This window comes from Collimonas fungivorans, from assembly GCF_001584145.1.
GTDB classification, from domain to species: domain Bacteria; phylum Pseudomonadota; class Gammaproteobacteria; order Burkholderiales; family Burkholderiaceae_D; genus Collimonas; species Collimonas fungivorans.
In genome coordinates this window covers 314,490-331,679 of the sequence record NZ_CP013232.1, presented here as the reverse complement: position 1 = coordinate 331,679, position 17,190 = coordinate 314,490, and the positions used below count along the sequence as shown (strand labels likewise).

Below are 17,190 nucleotides of genomic sequence, written 5' to 3'. Positions count from 1 at the left end.
ACTGGTGTCCGTCACAAATTTGTTTCCAAGCCAAGAGAATTCCATGCGCGCGCTCACCCTTCAGCAGCTTTGTCCATGCTCTCTCGCCACTGAGGCAACCGCCTCCAGCAGCATCCCTTAAGACCCTGCTTCACCCCGGGAATCGACGTCGGCCATCCATATAGCCGTGGCATGCGGCGGCCCGGGGGGACCCAGAGCGCTTGCTTATTTTTCGATTGTTGTCAAAACACTGCCTAGAGGTTTTTATGTCGAATCCGGTTGAAATATCTGCAGCACCAGACGCGCTGGCCAACGACGCCCAAGCGTCCATCCATGAACTTTCTTCCGTACAGCAAGTGGTCTGGCTGGACCAGATGCTCAATCCGGACATCCCTTACTACAACATCGGCCTGGCGGCAAAAATCGACGCCGCCATCGACCCGCTCGTGCTGCAGCAAGCGATACGCCATTTCGCGATGGAAAACGATGCCGCCCGACTGGTGCTGCACAAAGCCGGCGGCGTGGCACGGCAACAGGTGTTGCCGTCAGTGGATTTTGTCTTGCCGGTACTGGATTTTTCCGCCGAAGCCGATGGCGACCAGCACGCCCGGCAGCGCATGGAACAGGTGTTCAAGCAACCGTTCGACCTGCACGGCGGGCCGCTGTGGAAGATGGAACTGATACGCGTGAGTCCTGCAGGCTATTACTGGCTGCTGTGCTACCACCACCTGGTCGCCGACGGCATCAGCACCTCGCAGAGTTTCGCCAGCATCGCCAGCAGCTACAACCGGCTGCTCGGACTGGACACGACAGTGGCTGAAGCGGCGCCCTCCTACCTGGACTTCATCGCCAAGGACCAGGATTATTTTTCCTCCGCCCGGTTTGCGCTCGACAAGGAATTCTGGCGCCAGCGTTTCACCCAGCTGCCGGCGCGGCTGGTCGCCGGCGACAGCGCGCTGTCGGCAAAGACACTGGCTCCCAGCGAGCAGGTCTACTGGTCCATCGAGCGTGCGCTGTTCGAGAAGATGACAGCGTTTGCGGCGGCCCTTGGTTTTTCCGCCTCGGATTTCATGCTAGCCCTGACCAGCGTTTATTTCGCGCGCGCCAACGACCTGGACGAAGTCGTCATCGGCGTGCCTATCCATAACCGCAGCAACGCTCGCGAAAAAAATACATTCGGCATGTTCTCGTCGATCATTCCGGTGGCGATCGCGCTCGACCGCCGGCAACCGTTCAGCCACGCGATGGCGGCGGTTGCAAAAGAACTGCGCCGCTGCTACCGCCACCAGCGCTTTCCTATCGTGGAAATCAACCGTGCCCACAATGTCGTGCAAAACGGCTACCGCCAGTTGTTCGATGTCTCGCTGTCCTATGAAGTATTCAGTACCGATTTCCCCATGGGCGACGGCATGGCCAGCGGCATCAAGCTGGACCATGGCTTCGAACAGACGCCGCTGGCGATGTCGGTGCGGGATTTCCATCGAGACCAGGATGTGCTGGTAGTGTTCGATTACAACACGCGTCATTTCACGCGCGATGAAGTCGCCAGGATACAAAGCCGCATGGCCTTGCTGATGGATGCCGTCGTCGGCGGCGCGGATTGCACGATCGACCGGCTGCCGCTGCTCGCTGCAGCGGAGCACCATCAGATCGTCACGACCTGGAATGCAACGCAAGCGGATTATCCATCGTCCTTGCTGCCGCAGCTGTTCGAGGCACAGGCGGCAAACACGCCGCAGGCATTGGCCGTGGTGCACGGCGCTGAGCAGCTGAGCTACGGCGAGCTCAACCGCCAGGCCAACCGGCTGGCGCATTACCTGCGCGAGCTCGGTGTGCAGCCGGACGACCGGGTGGCGATCTGCGTCGAGCGTGGTCTAGCCATGGTGGTCGGCTTGCTGGCAGTGCTGAAGGCGGGTGCGGCCTATGTGCCGCTGGATCCGGCTTATCCGGCGGAACGGCTGGCGCACATGCTGAATGACAGTGCGCCGCGGGTGGTGTTGACGCAGGCCGGGATCGAAGGCGAGTGGCAGCAGGTGCGCACGACAATCCCCGCCAGCTTGCCGCTGCTGGACCTGCAGGCGCCGGCCTGGAATGCCTATCCGGACCACAACCCGGACCGCAGCCAGCTCTTGCCATCGCACCTGGCCTATGTGATCTACACCTCGGGCTCGACCGGCACGCCGAAAGGAGTGATGATCGAACACCGGAACCTGAGCAACCTGGTGCATTGGCATAACGCCGCGTTCGATGTGCAGTCAGGTCATCGGACTTCCTGCGTAGCGCGGCTGGGATTCGATGCCGCGGTGTGGGAAATCTGGCCGACCTTGAGCGTCGGCGCCACCCTGCTGCTGCTGCCGCAAGATGACGATGCCGCCACCATCCTGGCATGGTGGCGCGAGCAGCCGCTGGACGTCAGCTTCCTGCCGACACCGATGGCCGAATATGCCCTGAGCAACGGTATCGGCAACCCGCACCTGCGCCACTTGCTGACCGGCGGCGATCGCTTGCGCCACACCCCGCAGGCAGGCTTGCCGTTCTCGCTGGTCAACAACTATGGCCCGACCGAGGCCACGGTGGTGGCCACCTCCGGCCGCTTGACGGCGGCGGACGAGGTCCTGCATATCGGCCGGCCGATTGCCAACACCCAGGTATATCTGCTGGACAGCCTGGGCCAGCCGGTGCCGGTTGGCGTGGCGGGCGAGCTGCACATCGGCGGCGCCGGCGTGGCGCGCGGATATTTGAACCAGGCCGAACTGACGGAACAACGTTTTGTGCCCGATCCCTTTTCATCGGCGCCCGGCGCACGCCTGTACAAGACCGGCGACCTGGCGCGCTGGCAAGCGGACGGCAACCTGGCCTACCTGGGACGCAACGACTTCCAGGTCAAGATCCGCGGTTTCCGCATCGAGCTGGGTGAAATCGAAACCCAGCTGGCAAGCCATGCAGCCATCCGCGAAGCGGTGGTGATCGCACGCGAAGACAGTCCCGGCGACAAACGCCTGGTGGCCTACATTGTGGTCAATCAGGAAATCGAAGCCGAAACGCTGCGTGTTCACCTCAGCCTCAACCTGCCGGACTACATGGTGCCGGCGGCCTATGTCACGCTGGCGGCGCTGCCATTGACGCCAAACGGCAAGCTGGACCGCAAGAACCTGCCGGCGCCTGACGGCGATGCTTATGCCGTACGAGCTTATGTCGCGCCAGAGGGTGAAATCGAAACTGCCCTGGCGGCGATCTGGTCGGAACTGCTGCAAATCGAACTTATCGGCCGCCACGATAATTTCTTCTCGCTGGGCGGCCATTCGCTACTGGCCGTCACCCTGATGGAAAAGATGCGCCAGCAAGGCCTGCAAGCCGAAGTACGTTCCCTGTTTGCCGCCCCTACCCTGGCTGGACTGGCCGCGGCAATCGGCGCAGAAAGCCGCCTGGTGGCAGTGCCGGCCAGCCTGATCCCGGACGGATGCGAACTCGTTACGCCAGCGATGCTGCCGATGGTGGCGTTGAGCAGCGCCGAAATTGCCGGCGTCGTTGACAAGGTTCCGGGCGGTAGCGCCAATGTGCAAGACATCTATCCGCTGGCGCCGTTGCAGGAAGGCATCCTGTTCCATCATCTGATGGCCAAGGAAGGCGATCCCTACCTGCTGGTAGGATTGACCGGTTTCGATACACGGGCTCGGCTCGATTCTTATCTGACAGCCTTGCAAGCCGTGATACAGCGGCACGACGTGCTGCGCACCGCCATCGTCTGGGAAGGAGTGCCGGAACCGCTGCAGGTAGTCTGGCGCACGGCGCCGCTGGTGCAGGAAGAGCTGATACTGGACGGCGACGTCGCGGACCAGTTGCGCGCACGTTTCGATCCGCGCCATACCCGCCTCGACCTGACGCAAGCGCCCCTGATGCGGACCAGTTTCGCCTACGATGCCGTGCAGCGGCGCTGGGTGCTGCTGACCTTGATCCATCACCTGGTGAACGACCATACCACCCTGGAAGTCGTGCGCGCCGAAATCGCGGCATATTTGCAGGGGCAAGAGGCGCAGCTGCCGGTGCCGCTGCAATTCCGCAATTATGTGGCGCAAGCGCGGCTCGGCGCTGGCACCGAAGTACACGAAACCTTCTTCCGCCAGATGCTGGGCGATGTCGATGAAACGACAGCGCCGTTCGGTTTGCTGGAGGTGCATGGCGACGGCGGTGGCCTGGAAGAAAGTCATATGCAGCTCGACGCCGCGCTGGCGCAACGCCTGCGGCAGCAGGCGCGGCATCTAGGCGTCAGTGCAGCCAGCCTGTGCCACCTGGCGTGGGCGCAGGTGCTGGCACGGGTCGCCAACCGCAGCGACGTGGTGTTCGGCACCGTGCTGTTCGGCCGCATGCAAGGCGGCGAAGGCGCCGATCGCATGATGGGCCTGCTGATCAATACCTTGCCGTTGCGTATCAAGATCGATGCGCAAGGTGCGGCGGCAAGCGTACAGCGCACCCATGCCTTGCTGGTGGAATTGATGGAACACGAACATGCGTCACTGGCGCTGGCCCAGCGCGCCAGTGCGATAGCCGCTCCGCAACCCCTGTTCTCGGCCTTGCTCAACTACCGTCACAGCACACCGGGCCAGACCACACCCGCCGAGCAGGCGGCCTGGGAAGGCATCACCCGGATTTCGGGCGAAGAACGCAGCAACTATCCCTTGAGCCTGTCGATCGACGACCTGGGATCTGGCTTCGCCTTGACCGCACAAGTGACGCCAGCGGTCGGCGCACAACGCGTGTGCAGTTTCATGGCGACCGCACTGGAACGGCTGGTGGCGGCGCTGGAAACGACACCGGAACGCGCCCTCGACAGCATCGACGTGCTGCCGGCGACAGAACGCCATCAGATCGTCAGCAGCTGGAATTCGGCCCAGCCCAGCTATCCGGGGCAATTGCTGCCGCAGCTGTTTGAGGCGCAGGCAGCAAAAACGCCGCAGGCAGTGGCCGTGGTGCACGGCGCCGAGCAGCTGAGCTACGACCAGCTCAACCGCCAGGCCAACCGGCTGGCGCATTACCTGCGTGAACTGGGTGTGCAGCCGGACGACCGGGTGGCAATCTGCGTCGAGCGCGGCTTGTCAATGGTGATCGGCTTGCTGGCAGTACTGAAAGCGGGTGCGGCCTATGTGCCGCTGGATCCGGCGTATCCGGCGGACCGCCTGGCGCACATGCTGAACGACAGCGCGCCGCGGGTGGTGTTGACGCAGGCCGGGATCGAAGGCGGCTGGCAACAAGTGAGAGCAACGATTGCCGCCGGCCTGCCAGTGCTGGACTTGCAGGCGCCAGCCTGGAATGCCTATCCTGACCATAATCCGGACAGCAGCCACCTGGCCCCGTCAGACATGGCGTACGTGATCTACACCTCGGGCTCGACCGGTACGCCAAAGGGAGTGATGGTAGAACATCGCAACGTGACGCGCCTGTTTGCGGCAACCGACGCCTGGTTCCATTTTGGCGCAGAAGATGTCTGGAGCCTGTTCCACTCGTTTGCCTTCGATTTCTCGGTATGGGAGATCTGGGGCGCGCTGCTGCATGGCGGCCGCCTGGTAGTGGTGCCGCTGGAAACCGCGCGTTCGGCGGAAGATTTCTACCGCCTGTTATGCCGCGAGAAGGTGACCATCCTTAACCAGACGCCAAGCGCCTTCCGCCAGCTGATCGCGGCCCAGGGCGGCAGCACCAAAACGCATCAGCTGCGGCATGTCATTTTCGGCGGCGAAGCGCTGGAACCGGCCACCCTGGCCCCGTGGTACGCCCAGAACCAGGGTTGCGCCACGCAGCTGATCAATATGTACGGAATTACGGAAACCACGGTGCACGTCACTTACCAGCCGATCGAAGCAGCCGATACCGCACGCGGCGGCGTAAGCCCGATCGGCGTGCGCATACCGGATCTCACCGTGTATCTGCTGGATGCCCAGGGCGAACCTGCGCCGACAGGCGTGCCGGGCGAGCTGTACATCGGCGGCGCCGGTGTCGCGCGCGGTTACCTGAACCGGCCGGAACTGACCGAGCAGCGTTTCATTCCCGATCCGTTCTCGCAAGAGCCGGATGCACGCCTGTACAAGACCGGCGACCTGGCCCGCTGGCAGGCTGACGGCAGTCTAGTCTACCTGGGACGCAACGACTTCCAGGTCAAGATCCGCGGTTTCCGCATCGAGCTGGGCGAAATCGAAACTCAGCTGGCAAGCCATCCGGCGATCCGCGAAGCGGTGGTGATTGCGCGTGAAGACAGCCCCGGCGACAAGCGCCTGGTGGCCTACATTGTCATCAATCAGGAAGTCGATGCCGAAACGCTGCGTGCGCACCTCAGCCTCAACGTTCCAGACTACATGGTGCCGGCTGCCTATGTCACGCTGGAGGCCTTGCCGCTGACGACCAACGGCAAGCTGGACCGCAAGAACCTGCCGGCGCCGGATAGCGATGCCTACGCAGTGAGCGGCTATGAGGCGCCGCAAGGCGAGACAGAGATTGCGCTGGCGACTATCTGGTCGGCCCTGCTGCAGATAGAGCGCATCGGCCGCCACGATAATTTCTTCTCGCTGGGCGGCCATTCGCTGCTGGCCGTCACCCTGATGGAAAAGATGCGCCAGCAAGGTCTGCAAACCGAAGTACGCGCCCTGTTTTCCTCTCCGACCCTGGCCGGGCTGGCGGCGTCTATCGGTGAAGAGAGCCGCCTGGTCGAAGTCCCTGCCAACCTGATCCCGGACGGGTGCGAACTCATTACGCCGGAGATGCTGCCGATGGTGACGTTAAGCAGCGTTGAAATTGCCAGTGTTGTAGGCAACGTTCCGGGCGGCGCCGCCAATGTGCAAGATATCTATCCGCTGGCGCCGTTGCAGGAAGGCATCCTGTTCCATCATCTGATGGCGACGGAAGGCGATCCCTACCTCCTGGTGGGATTGACCGGTTTCGATACCCGGGAACGGCTGCAAGCGTACCTGGCTGCCTTGCAAGGCGTGATACAGCGGCACGACGTGCTGCGTACCGCCATCGTCTGGGAAGGCGTACCGGAGCCGCTGCAGGTAGTCTGGCGCACGGCGCCGCTGGTGCAGGAAGAGCTGATCCTCGACCCGGCCGACGGCGACGTCGCGCGCCAGCTGCGCGCACGTTTTGATCCGCGCCATACCCGCCTCGACCTGACGCAAGCGCCCCTGATGCGGACCAGTTTCGCCTACGATGCCGTGCAGCGGCGGTGGGTGCTGCTGACCTTGATGCATCATCTGGTGAGCGACCACACTACCCTGGAAGTGGTCCACGCCGAGATCGCAGCCCATCTGCAGGGACAGGAAACGCAGCTGCCGGTCCCGCTGCAATTCCGCAATTATGTGGCGCAAGCCAGGCTGGGCGGAAATACCGAGGTGCATGAAACCTTCTTCCGCCAGATGCTGGGCGATGTCGATGAACCGACCGCGCCGTTCGGTTTGCTGGAAGTGCACGGAGATGGCGGCGGCCTGGAAGAAGGCCATGTACGCCTCAGTGCGGGACTGTCACGGCGCTTGCGCCAGCAGGCGCGGCAGCTGGGCGTGAGCACGGCCAGCCTGTGCCACCTGGCGTGGGCGCAGGTGCTGGCGCGGGTCGCCAACCGCAGCGATGTGGTGTTCGGCACCGTGCTGTTCGGCCGCATGCAGGGCGGCGAAGGCGCCGACCGCATGATGGGCTTGCTGGTCAATACGCTGCCGCTGCGGCTCAACATCGATACGCAGGGAGCGGCAGCCAGCGTGCGGCATGCGCACGCCTTGCTGGCGCAGCTGATGGAACACGAGCATGCTTCGCTGGCACTGGCCCAGCGCGCCAGTGCGATAGCCGCGCCGCAGCCCTTGTTCTCGGCCTTGCTCAACTACCGTCACAGCGTATTGGGCGAAACTTCCCCAGCCGAGCAGGCGATCTGGCAGGGCATCACCCAGATCTCGGGCGAAGAACGCAGCAACTATCCCTTGAGCCTGTCGATCGACGACCTGGGATCAGATTTCGCGCTGACCGCGCAGGTAACGCCCACCGTCGGCGCGCAGCGCGTGTGCGGTTTCATGGCGACCGCGCTGGAAGGACTGGTAACGGCCCTGGAGGAGGCGCCGGAACGCGCCGTCAACAGCATCGACGTCATGCCGACAGAAGAGCGCCATCAGGTCGTCAGCAAATGGAACGCAACCCAGGCGCAGCATCCCGACCAACTGCTGGCGCAGTTGTTCGAGGCGCAGGCGGCAAAGGCGCCGCAGGCAGTGGCAGTGGTGCATGGGCCGGCGCAGCTGAGTTATGCCGAACTCAATCGCCAGGCCAACCAGCTGGCGCATCATCTGCGGCAACTGGGCGTCAAGCGCAACGACCGCGTGGTGCTACAGCTTGAGCGCTCCTTGCCGCTGATTGTGGCGATGCTGGCGGTGCTCAAGTGCGGCGCCGCCTATCTGCCGATAGACGCCAGCTTGCCCGAAGAACGCAAGATTTTCATGGCAAACGACAGCAGCGCCAGCGTATTGCTGACGCTCAGCGGCAGCCGCTGGCCGGAGCAAGCCGGGCTGACTCGCATCAACCTGGACCAGATCGCAGCCAGCACTTATGCCGCCGACAACCTGACGCCGGGCGGCGACGACGAGACGATTGCCTACATCATGTACACCTCGGGTTCCACCGGCCAGCCGAAAGGCGTGCTGGTGCCCCAGCGCGGCATCAAGCGCCTGGTGCTGGAGAACGGCTACGCCGCATTCGACGCCAGCGACCGCATCGCCTTCGCCGCCAATCCGGCTTTCGACGCTTCGACCGTGGAAATCTGGGGTGCCCTGCTGAATGGCGGTCGGATCGTGGTGATCGACAAGGAAGTATTCCTGGACCCGCTGCATCTTGCCGGCGCACTCGAGCAGCAAGGCATCACCACGCTGTTCCTGACGACGGCGGTGTTCAATCAATGCGCGGCGATCGTGCCGGAGGCGCTCAGCCGCTTGCGCTTCCTGATGACCGGCGGCGAACGCTGTGATCCGGCGGCGTTTGCGCGCGTGCTGGAAGCCGGCGGGCCGCGGCACCTGATCCATTGCTACGGGCCGACCGAAGCGACCGCTTACGCGACGACGTATGAAGTGACAGCGGTCGATGCTGCGCAGGCGACCATACCGATAGGCCGGCCGATTGCCAGCACCCAGGTATACCTGCTGGATGCGCTAGGCGAGCCGGTGCCGGTCGGCGTGGCAGGAGAGATGTATATCGGCGGCGCCGGCATCGCCCGCGGCTACCTGAATCGTGACGAGTTGACGGCGGAGCGCTTCATTGCCGACCGTTTCAGCGGCCGCACGGGGGCGCTGCTGTATCGCACCGGCGACCTGGCGCGCTGGCAGGCCGACGGCAACCTGGTGCACCTGGGCCGCAACGATTTCCAGGTCAAGATCCGCGGTTTCCGCATTGAACTGGGCGAAATAGAAGCAAGGCTGGCCTCGCATCCGTCGGTGCGCGAGGCGGTAGTGATCGTGCGCGAGGATAATCCCGGCGACAAGCGCCTGGTTGCCTATATGGTAGCCGGCGAAGAGATCGATGCCACAGCCTTGCGTGCGCATTTGAGCGCCAGCATGCCCGAGTACATGGTGCCGGCCGCGTATGTCGCGCTGGCGACCCTGCCGCTGACAGCCAACGGCAAGCTGGACCGCAAGCATTTGCCCGCACCTGAAACGGAAGCTTATGCGGCGAGCGGTTATGTGGCGCCGGAAGGTGAGTCGGAAACTGCGCTGGCGGCGATCTGGTCGCAGCTGCTGCGGGTGGAACGCATCGGCCGCCACGATAATTTCTTCACCTTGGGCGGCCATTCGCTAGTGGCGGTGCAGATGATTTCGCGCATCAGGCAAGCCTTCAATATCGAGGTGGCGATCAGCACATTGTTTACGTATCCGGTGCTGCTCGATTTTTCGGCGGAACTGCTGGCCAGCGGCCAGAGCGTCCGGCCGCCGCTGACGGCAGCCAGCGAAGCTGAACGTGAATTGCTCTCCTTCGCCCAGCAACGCTTGTGGTTCCTGGAACAGATGGGCGGGGTCAGCCACGCCTACCATATCCCGCTCGGCTTGCAGCTGCGCGGCGAACTCGACCGGGTAGCCCTGGTCCAGGCGCTGGAACGGCTGGTGTTCCGCCACGAAGCGCTGCGCACCAGTTTTGTCGCCAGGGAAGACCTCGCTGCAGGCCATGGCGCAATCCAGCGCGTCGCGGCGGCAGGCCTCAGTCATTTCCGGCTGCTGGAGCACGACTTGCGCCATCATCCGGAGCGCGAGGCAGAGCTGGAACGCCTGCTTGCCGAAGAAGCGGCAAGACCCTTCGACCTGGCCCAGGATCCGCTTATCCGCGGCCTGCTGCTGCAAGAGACGCGGACGCAGCACACGCTTCTGATCACCACCCATCACATCGTTTCGGACGGCTGGTCGACTGGCCTGCTGCTGGATGAAATCAGCGCGCTCTACAACGCTTACCGGCAAGGCGGCCATGATCCCTTGCCGGCCCTGGCCGTGCAATATCCCGATTACGCCGCATGGCAACGGCGCTGGATGAGCGGAGCGGTGCTGGAACAGCAAACCGCCTACTGGAAACAGAGCCTGGCAGGCGCGCCTACCTTGCTGGAACTGCCGACCGATTATCCGCGTCCGCCGCAACAAGACTATGCCGGCGCCAGCATCGAGACCAGGCTGGACGCCACGCTGACGCGGAAACTGAAAGCCTTGAGCCAGCGTCACGGCAGCACCCTGTACATGACGCTGTTGAGCAGCTGGGCCCTGCTGCTGGGCCGGCTGGCAGGACAGGACGACGTCGTCGTCGGCACGCCGGCGGCGAACCGCAATCAGCACGAAGTCGAGCACATGATCGGTTTCTTCGTCAACACGCTGGCGCTGCGCATCAACCTGCCGCAGACTGCAACGGTGGCCTCGCTGCTGGCGCATGTCAAACAGCAGTCACTGGCGGCGCAGCAACACCAGGAAGTTCCGTTCGAACAGGTAGTGGAACATGCCCGTCCGGTGCGCAGCATGGCGCACAGCCCGCTGTTCCAGGTGATGTTTTCCTGGCAAAACGCACCGCAAGGCAAGCTGCAACTGTCAGGCCTGGAATTGACGCCGCTGGCAGTCAGGCAGGTAACGGCAAAATTCGACCTGACCTTGTCGCTGGGCGAAGCGGGCGATGAACTTGCCGGATCGCTGGAATATGCGACAGCCTTGTTTGAACCAAAGACCGTGGAGCGTTACCTTGGCTACTGGCATCGCCTGCTGGAAGCCATGGTCGCCGACGACGCACAGCAGATAGCGCGCCTGCCGATGCTGGGCGCCGCCGAACATCGGCAGCTGGTGACGGGCTGGAATGCAACCGAAGTGATTTATCCGGAGCGCGCATCCCTGCTGCATCAGTTGTGCGAAGCGCAGGCCGAGCGAACACCGCAAGCAGTGGCGGTGGAACAGGGAAGCGAGCAGCTCAGCTATGCCGACCTCAACCGCCGTGCCAACCAGCTGGCGCACTACCTGCGCGAACTGGGCGTCCAGCCCGACGACCGGGTGGCGATCTGCGCCGAACGCAGCTTGTCCATGGTGGTTGCCTTGCTGGCGGTGCTGAAGGCGGGTGCGGCCTATGTACCCCTGGATCCGGCTTATCCGGCAGACCGCCTGGCCTACATGCTCTCCGACAGCGCCCCGCGCGTGGTGTTGACGCAGGCCGGCATCGCAGGTGGCTGGCAACAGGTCAGGGCGACGATTCCATCGAACTTGCCGGTGCTGGACCTGCAAGCGCCAAGCTGGAATGCCTATCCGGAACACAATCCCGACAGCAGCCATCTGCTGCCATCAGACCTGGCGTACGTGATCTACACCTCGGGCTCGACCGGGAAACCGAAGGGCGTGATGAACGAGCATTGCGGGGTAGTCAACCGCATGCTGTGGATGCAGCAGGCTTACGGACTGGAGCCGCACGATGTGGTGCTGCAAAAAACGCCTTTCAGCTTCGACGTCTCCGTATGGGAATTTTTCTGGCCGCTGATGGTGGGCGCAAAGCTGGTGATGGCCAAACCCGACGGCCACAAGGATCCGCGCTACCTGAACGAGGTCATCCGTACGGCCGGCGTCACCACGCTGCATTTCGTGCCGTCCATGCTGCAGGTATTTGCCGCCCATGACGAGGCGGCCGGCTGCGCCAGCATCGTCCGCGTCATGTGCAGCGGCGAGGCGTTGCCGGCATCGCTGGTGCGCAGTTTCCATGCACTGTTGCCGCGCGCCCAGCTGCACAACCTGTACGGCCCTACCGAAGCTGCGGTGGATGTCACCGCCTGGGCTTGCGTCGCAGGAGAAACCCCTACTGCTATCCCTATCGGCAAACCTGTTGCCAATACCAGCATCTACATTCTCGATGCCTTGGGCGAACCGGCGCCTGTCGGCGTAGCCGGCGAATTGCACATCGGCGGCGTGCAGGTGGCGCGCGGCTACCTGAACCGGCCGGAACTGACCGAGCAGCGGTTTGTGCCCGATCCTTTTTCACCGCTGCCCGGCGCGCGCCTGTACAAGACCGGCGACCTGGCCCGTTGGCAGGCGGACGGCAACCTGGTCTACCTGGGACGCAACGACTTCCAGGTCAAGATCCGCGGTTTCCGTATTGAGCTGGGTGAAATCGAAACGCAACTGGCTACTCATCCGGCCATCCGCGAAGCGGTGGTGATTGCGCGCGAAGATACTCCCGGCGACAAACGCCTGGTAGCCTACATTGTCGTCAATGAAGAAATCGATGCCGAGACCCTGCGTGCTCATTTGAGCGCCAGCATGCCCGAGTACATGGTGCCGGCAGCGTATGTCACGCTGGCGGCGCTGCCATTGACGCCGAACGGCAAGCTCGACCGCAAGAACCTGCCAGCCCCGGACGGCGATGCCTACGCCGCCGGCGCCTATGCCGCGCCGGAAGGAGAAACCGAAACCGCCCTGGCGGCAATCTGGGCGGAGCTGCTGCAGGTCGAACGCATCGGCCGTCACGATAACTTCTTCTCCCTGGGCGGACATTCGCTGCTGGCGGTGCGGATGATTTCACGCCTGAGGCAGGCCTTCGGTGTCGAAGTGGCATTGAACACGTTGTTCATGCATCCGTTTTTTTCCGGCTTTGCCGCAACATTGTCCGCCAGCGACGCCAGCATCCGGCCGGCGCTGACGGCGACTGCCGGCGCCGAACGGGAACTGCTGTCGTTTGCGCAGCAGCGCTTGTGGTTCCTGGAGCAGATGGGCGAAGTGCGCCAGGCTTACCATGTTCCGCTGGGCTTGCAGCTGCGCGGCGAACTGGACCGGGTAGCCCTGGTCCAGGCGTTGGAGCGGCTGGTGTTCCGCCACGAAGCGCTGCGCACCAGTTTCATCCCGCAGCCCGGCCACGGCGCGGTACAACACGTGGCGGCGGCAGACGTCAGTCATTTCCAGCTGCTGGAACACGATTTGCGGCACCACCCCGAACGCGACGCCGAACGGGAGCGCCTGTTCGCTGAAGAAGCCACTGCACCGTTCGACCTGGTCCGGGGACCGCTGATCCGCGGCCGCCTGCTGCAGGAGACGCGCACCCAGCACACGCTGCTGATCACGATGCACCATATCGTTTCGGACGGCTGGTCGATCGGCGTGCTGCTCAATGAAATCAGCGCGCTCTATAACGCCTACCGGCAAGGAGAGCACGATCCGTTGCCCGCCCTGGCAGTGCAATATCCGGACTACGCGGCATGGCAACGCCGCTGGATGAGCGGTACGGTACTCGAACAGCATACGGCTTATTGGACTGAAAGCCTGGCCGGCGCGCCGACCTTGCTGGAACTGCCGACCGATCATCCGCGGCCGCCGCAGCAAGACTATGCCGGCGCATGGGTCGACACCGTGCTGGATAGCGCGCTGGCAAAAAAACTCAAGGCGCTGAGCCAGCGCCATGGCACCACCCTGCACATGACGCTGCTGAGCAGCTGGGCTTTGCTGTTGGGCCGGCTGGCGGGACAGGACGATGTTGTCATCGGCACGCCGACCGCCAACCGCAACCAGCAGGAAGTGGAAGGGTTGATCGGTTTCTTTGTCAACACGCTGGCGCTGCGGGTCCACCTGCCTGAGCATGCAACGGTGGCAACGCTGCTGGCCCACGTCAGGCAGCAATCGCTGGCAGCGCAGCAGCATCAGGAAATTCCTTTCGAACAGGTGGTCGAGCATACGCACCCGGTGCGCAGCATGGCGCATAGTCCCTTGTTCCAGGTCATGTTCGCCTGGCAGAGCGCGCCGCAAGGCAGGCTCAGCCTGGACGGCCTGGAATTGACGCAGCTGCCGTTCAAGCAGGTGACGGCAAAATTCGACCTGACCTTGTCGCTGGGCGAATCGGGCGATACGATTGCCGGTGTCCTGGAATATGCCACGGCATTGTTTGAACGCAGCACCGTGGAGCGTTACCTGGGATATTGGCAGCGCCTGCTGGCAGCAATGGTTGAAGACGATACGCAGCAAATCGCACGCCTGGCGATCCTGAGCGCCGACGAACGCCGCCGGATAATAACCACGTGGAATGCAACCGAGACCCACAACCCGCAGGCAGCGCTGCCCCAGCTGTTCGAAGCGCAGGCGGCGCGGACCCCGCAAGCGGTGGCAATAGTGCATGGCGTCGAGCAGCTGAGTTACGCCGAGCTCAACCGCCGCGCCAACCAGTTGGCGCACCATCTGCTCAATCTGGGCGTCAGGCCGGGCGACCGGGTGGTCTTGCATCTTGACCGTTCGTCGCAGCTGATCATCGCCGAGCTGGCGATTCTCAAGTGCGGCGCAGCCTATGTGCCGATAGATCCGGCCTTGCCCGACGAGCGCAAGGTCTTCATGGCAGGCGACAGCGGCGCCGGCTTAGTGCTGGCCCTGGCCGGCGCCAGCTGGCCGGCGCTGGCGGCGCTCACCAGGATCAACCTGGACGACTCCGCAGGAGCGGCATATGGCATGGACAATCTGGAACCTGCCGGCGACGACGAAGCAATCGCCTACATCATGTATACCTCAGGCTCGACCGGACAGCCCAAGGGAGTGATGGTGCCCCAGCGCGGCATCAAGCGCCTGGTGCTGGAGAACGGCTATGCCGCATTCGACGCCAGCGACCGCATCGCCTTCGCCGCCAATCCTGCCTTCGACGCCTCGACCATGGAAATCTGGGGCGCCTTGCTCAACGGTGGACGCGTCGTCGTGATCGACAAGGATGTATTCCTCGATCCGCTGCGTTTCGCCGATGCGCTGGACCGGCAAGGCGTCACCACACTGTTCATCACCACGGCCGTGTTTAACCAATGCGCGACAATCGTGCCGGAGGCATTCGGCAAGCTGCGCTACCTGCTGACCGGCGGCGAGCGCTGCGATCCGGCGGCTTTTGCGCGCGTGCTGGAAGCCGGCAAACCCGAGCACCTGATCCACTGCTACGGACCGACCGAAACCACCACCTACGCAACCACCTACGAAATCGCGGCGGTCGACCCTGCCCAGGCGACCATACCGATAGGCCGGCCGATCGCCAATACCCAGGTGTACCTGCTGGACACCCACGGCGAACCGGTGCCGGTCGGCGTGACCGGCGAAATATATATCGGCGGCGCCGGCGTCGCATGCGGCTACCTGAACCGGGCCGAGCTGACAGAAGAAAGGTTCATTCCAGACCGCTTCTCCGGGCGGCCTGGCGCGCTGCTGTACCGCACCGGCGACCTGGCGCGCTGGCAGGTCGACGGTAACCTGGTGCACCTGGGCCGCAATGACTTCCAGGTCAAGATCCGCGGCTTCCGCATCGAGCTGGGCGAGATCGAAGCAAAGCTGGCGTCGCATCCGGCGGTGCGCGAGGCAGTAGTGATTGCGCGCGAGGACAATCCCGGCGATAAGCGCCTGGTTGCCTATATTGTCGCCAATGAAAATGCCGATGCGGAAGAAGCTGGCGCCGAAACCTTGCGCTCTTATTTGAGCGTCAACATGCCTGAGTACATGGTGCCGGCGGCGTATGTCATGCTGGCCGCTCTGCCGCTGACGCCGAACGGCAAACTGGACCGCAAGCACCTGCCGGCGCCTGCGGCGGATGCTTATGCGGTTGGCGGTTATGTGGCGCCGGAAGGGGAAATCGAAACTGTCCTGGCCGGGATCTGGTCGGAGCTTCTGCAGATCGAGCGCGTCGGCCGTCACGACAATTTCTTCTCGCTGGGCGGGCATTCCCTGTCGATTCTGCAAGTAGTGACCATGCTCAAGCAAAAAGGCGTGCGGATTTCAGCCAGCGATGTGTTTACGTATCCGACTATCGCCGGGCTGGCCGAGCATATCGCGCAGCTGAATCCGCTGGAAACGGAGAATGCCGCCGTGCTGATCCGCGCCGGCGGCCGCCAGCGTCCCTTGTTCCTGATGCACGAAGGTTCCGGCTTGCTGATTTATGCGCACATGCTGGCGACCCATATCAACCCCGACATCCCGGTATACGGCCTGCCGCCCGTGCCGCTGGATCAGCCGCAGCTGTCGACCGTGCAAAGCATGGCGGCGCGCATGCTGGGGCTGGTGCGGGCGGTGCAGCCGAGCGGGCCTTACCGGCTAGGCGGCTGGTCGTTCGGCGGCGCGCTGGCCTATGAAGTTGCGCAGCAATTCATCAACCAAGGCCAGGATGTGGAGTTTGTCGGGCTGTTCGACAGTCACTGCTCAATCGGCGACGATGACGAACGCGAATGGAAGCTGGGCGACAAGCAGCTGATGCTGACGCTGCTGGAAGCGGCCGCCGGCAACGATCCGGTGCTGAAAGCGGCGATGGAAAAACTGAAGGCGGCGGCGCCGGATATCGATGTCCCTACCCTGCTGCAGATGGCCAGGCGCAACGGCTTGTTCCCGGCCGGTTTTTCCTTGCAGGGCTTGCTGCAGCTGATGGAGAACAGCCGCACCATCATCCGCGCCTACGGCGACTACGCAGCGCAGCCGATCGGCGTTCCGGTGCATTTCTACAGCGCCGTGGGCGACACCGTCAACGAACCTTTGCGCGGCTGGGGCGCAGTGGTGCCGGAAATGCTGTTGCGCCTGGTGCCGGTGCCGGGTACGCATCAGTCGATGATGATTTCGCCGCACATCGAGGTGTTTGCGCATGCCTTGAATACGGCGTTGCAACCCGCCAGGCTGGAAGGGGAATTGGCGTCGCTCCAGCCCTGAAGCAGGAATGCGAGGGAGAAACCGCCGACGCTGCCGGCGGTTTCCCTGCGGAAAAAAGATGGCA

General features: G+C 63.5%; 1 protein-coding gene. It reads left to right on the top strand.

What is annotated here, in order from left to right; all coding sequences use genetic code 11:
- The first annotated feature begins 245 nt into the window (after window positions 1-245).
- Window positions 246-17,126: a non-ribosomal peptide synthetase gene (locus CFter6_RS01375; RefSeq protein WP_061538427.1), complete on the top strand. Its 16,881-nt coding sequence runs from the start codon at window positions 246-248 to the stop codon at window positions 17,124-17,126.
- The last annotated feature ends 64 nt before the right edge of the window (window positions 17,127-17,190 follow it).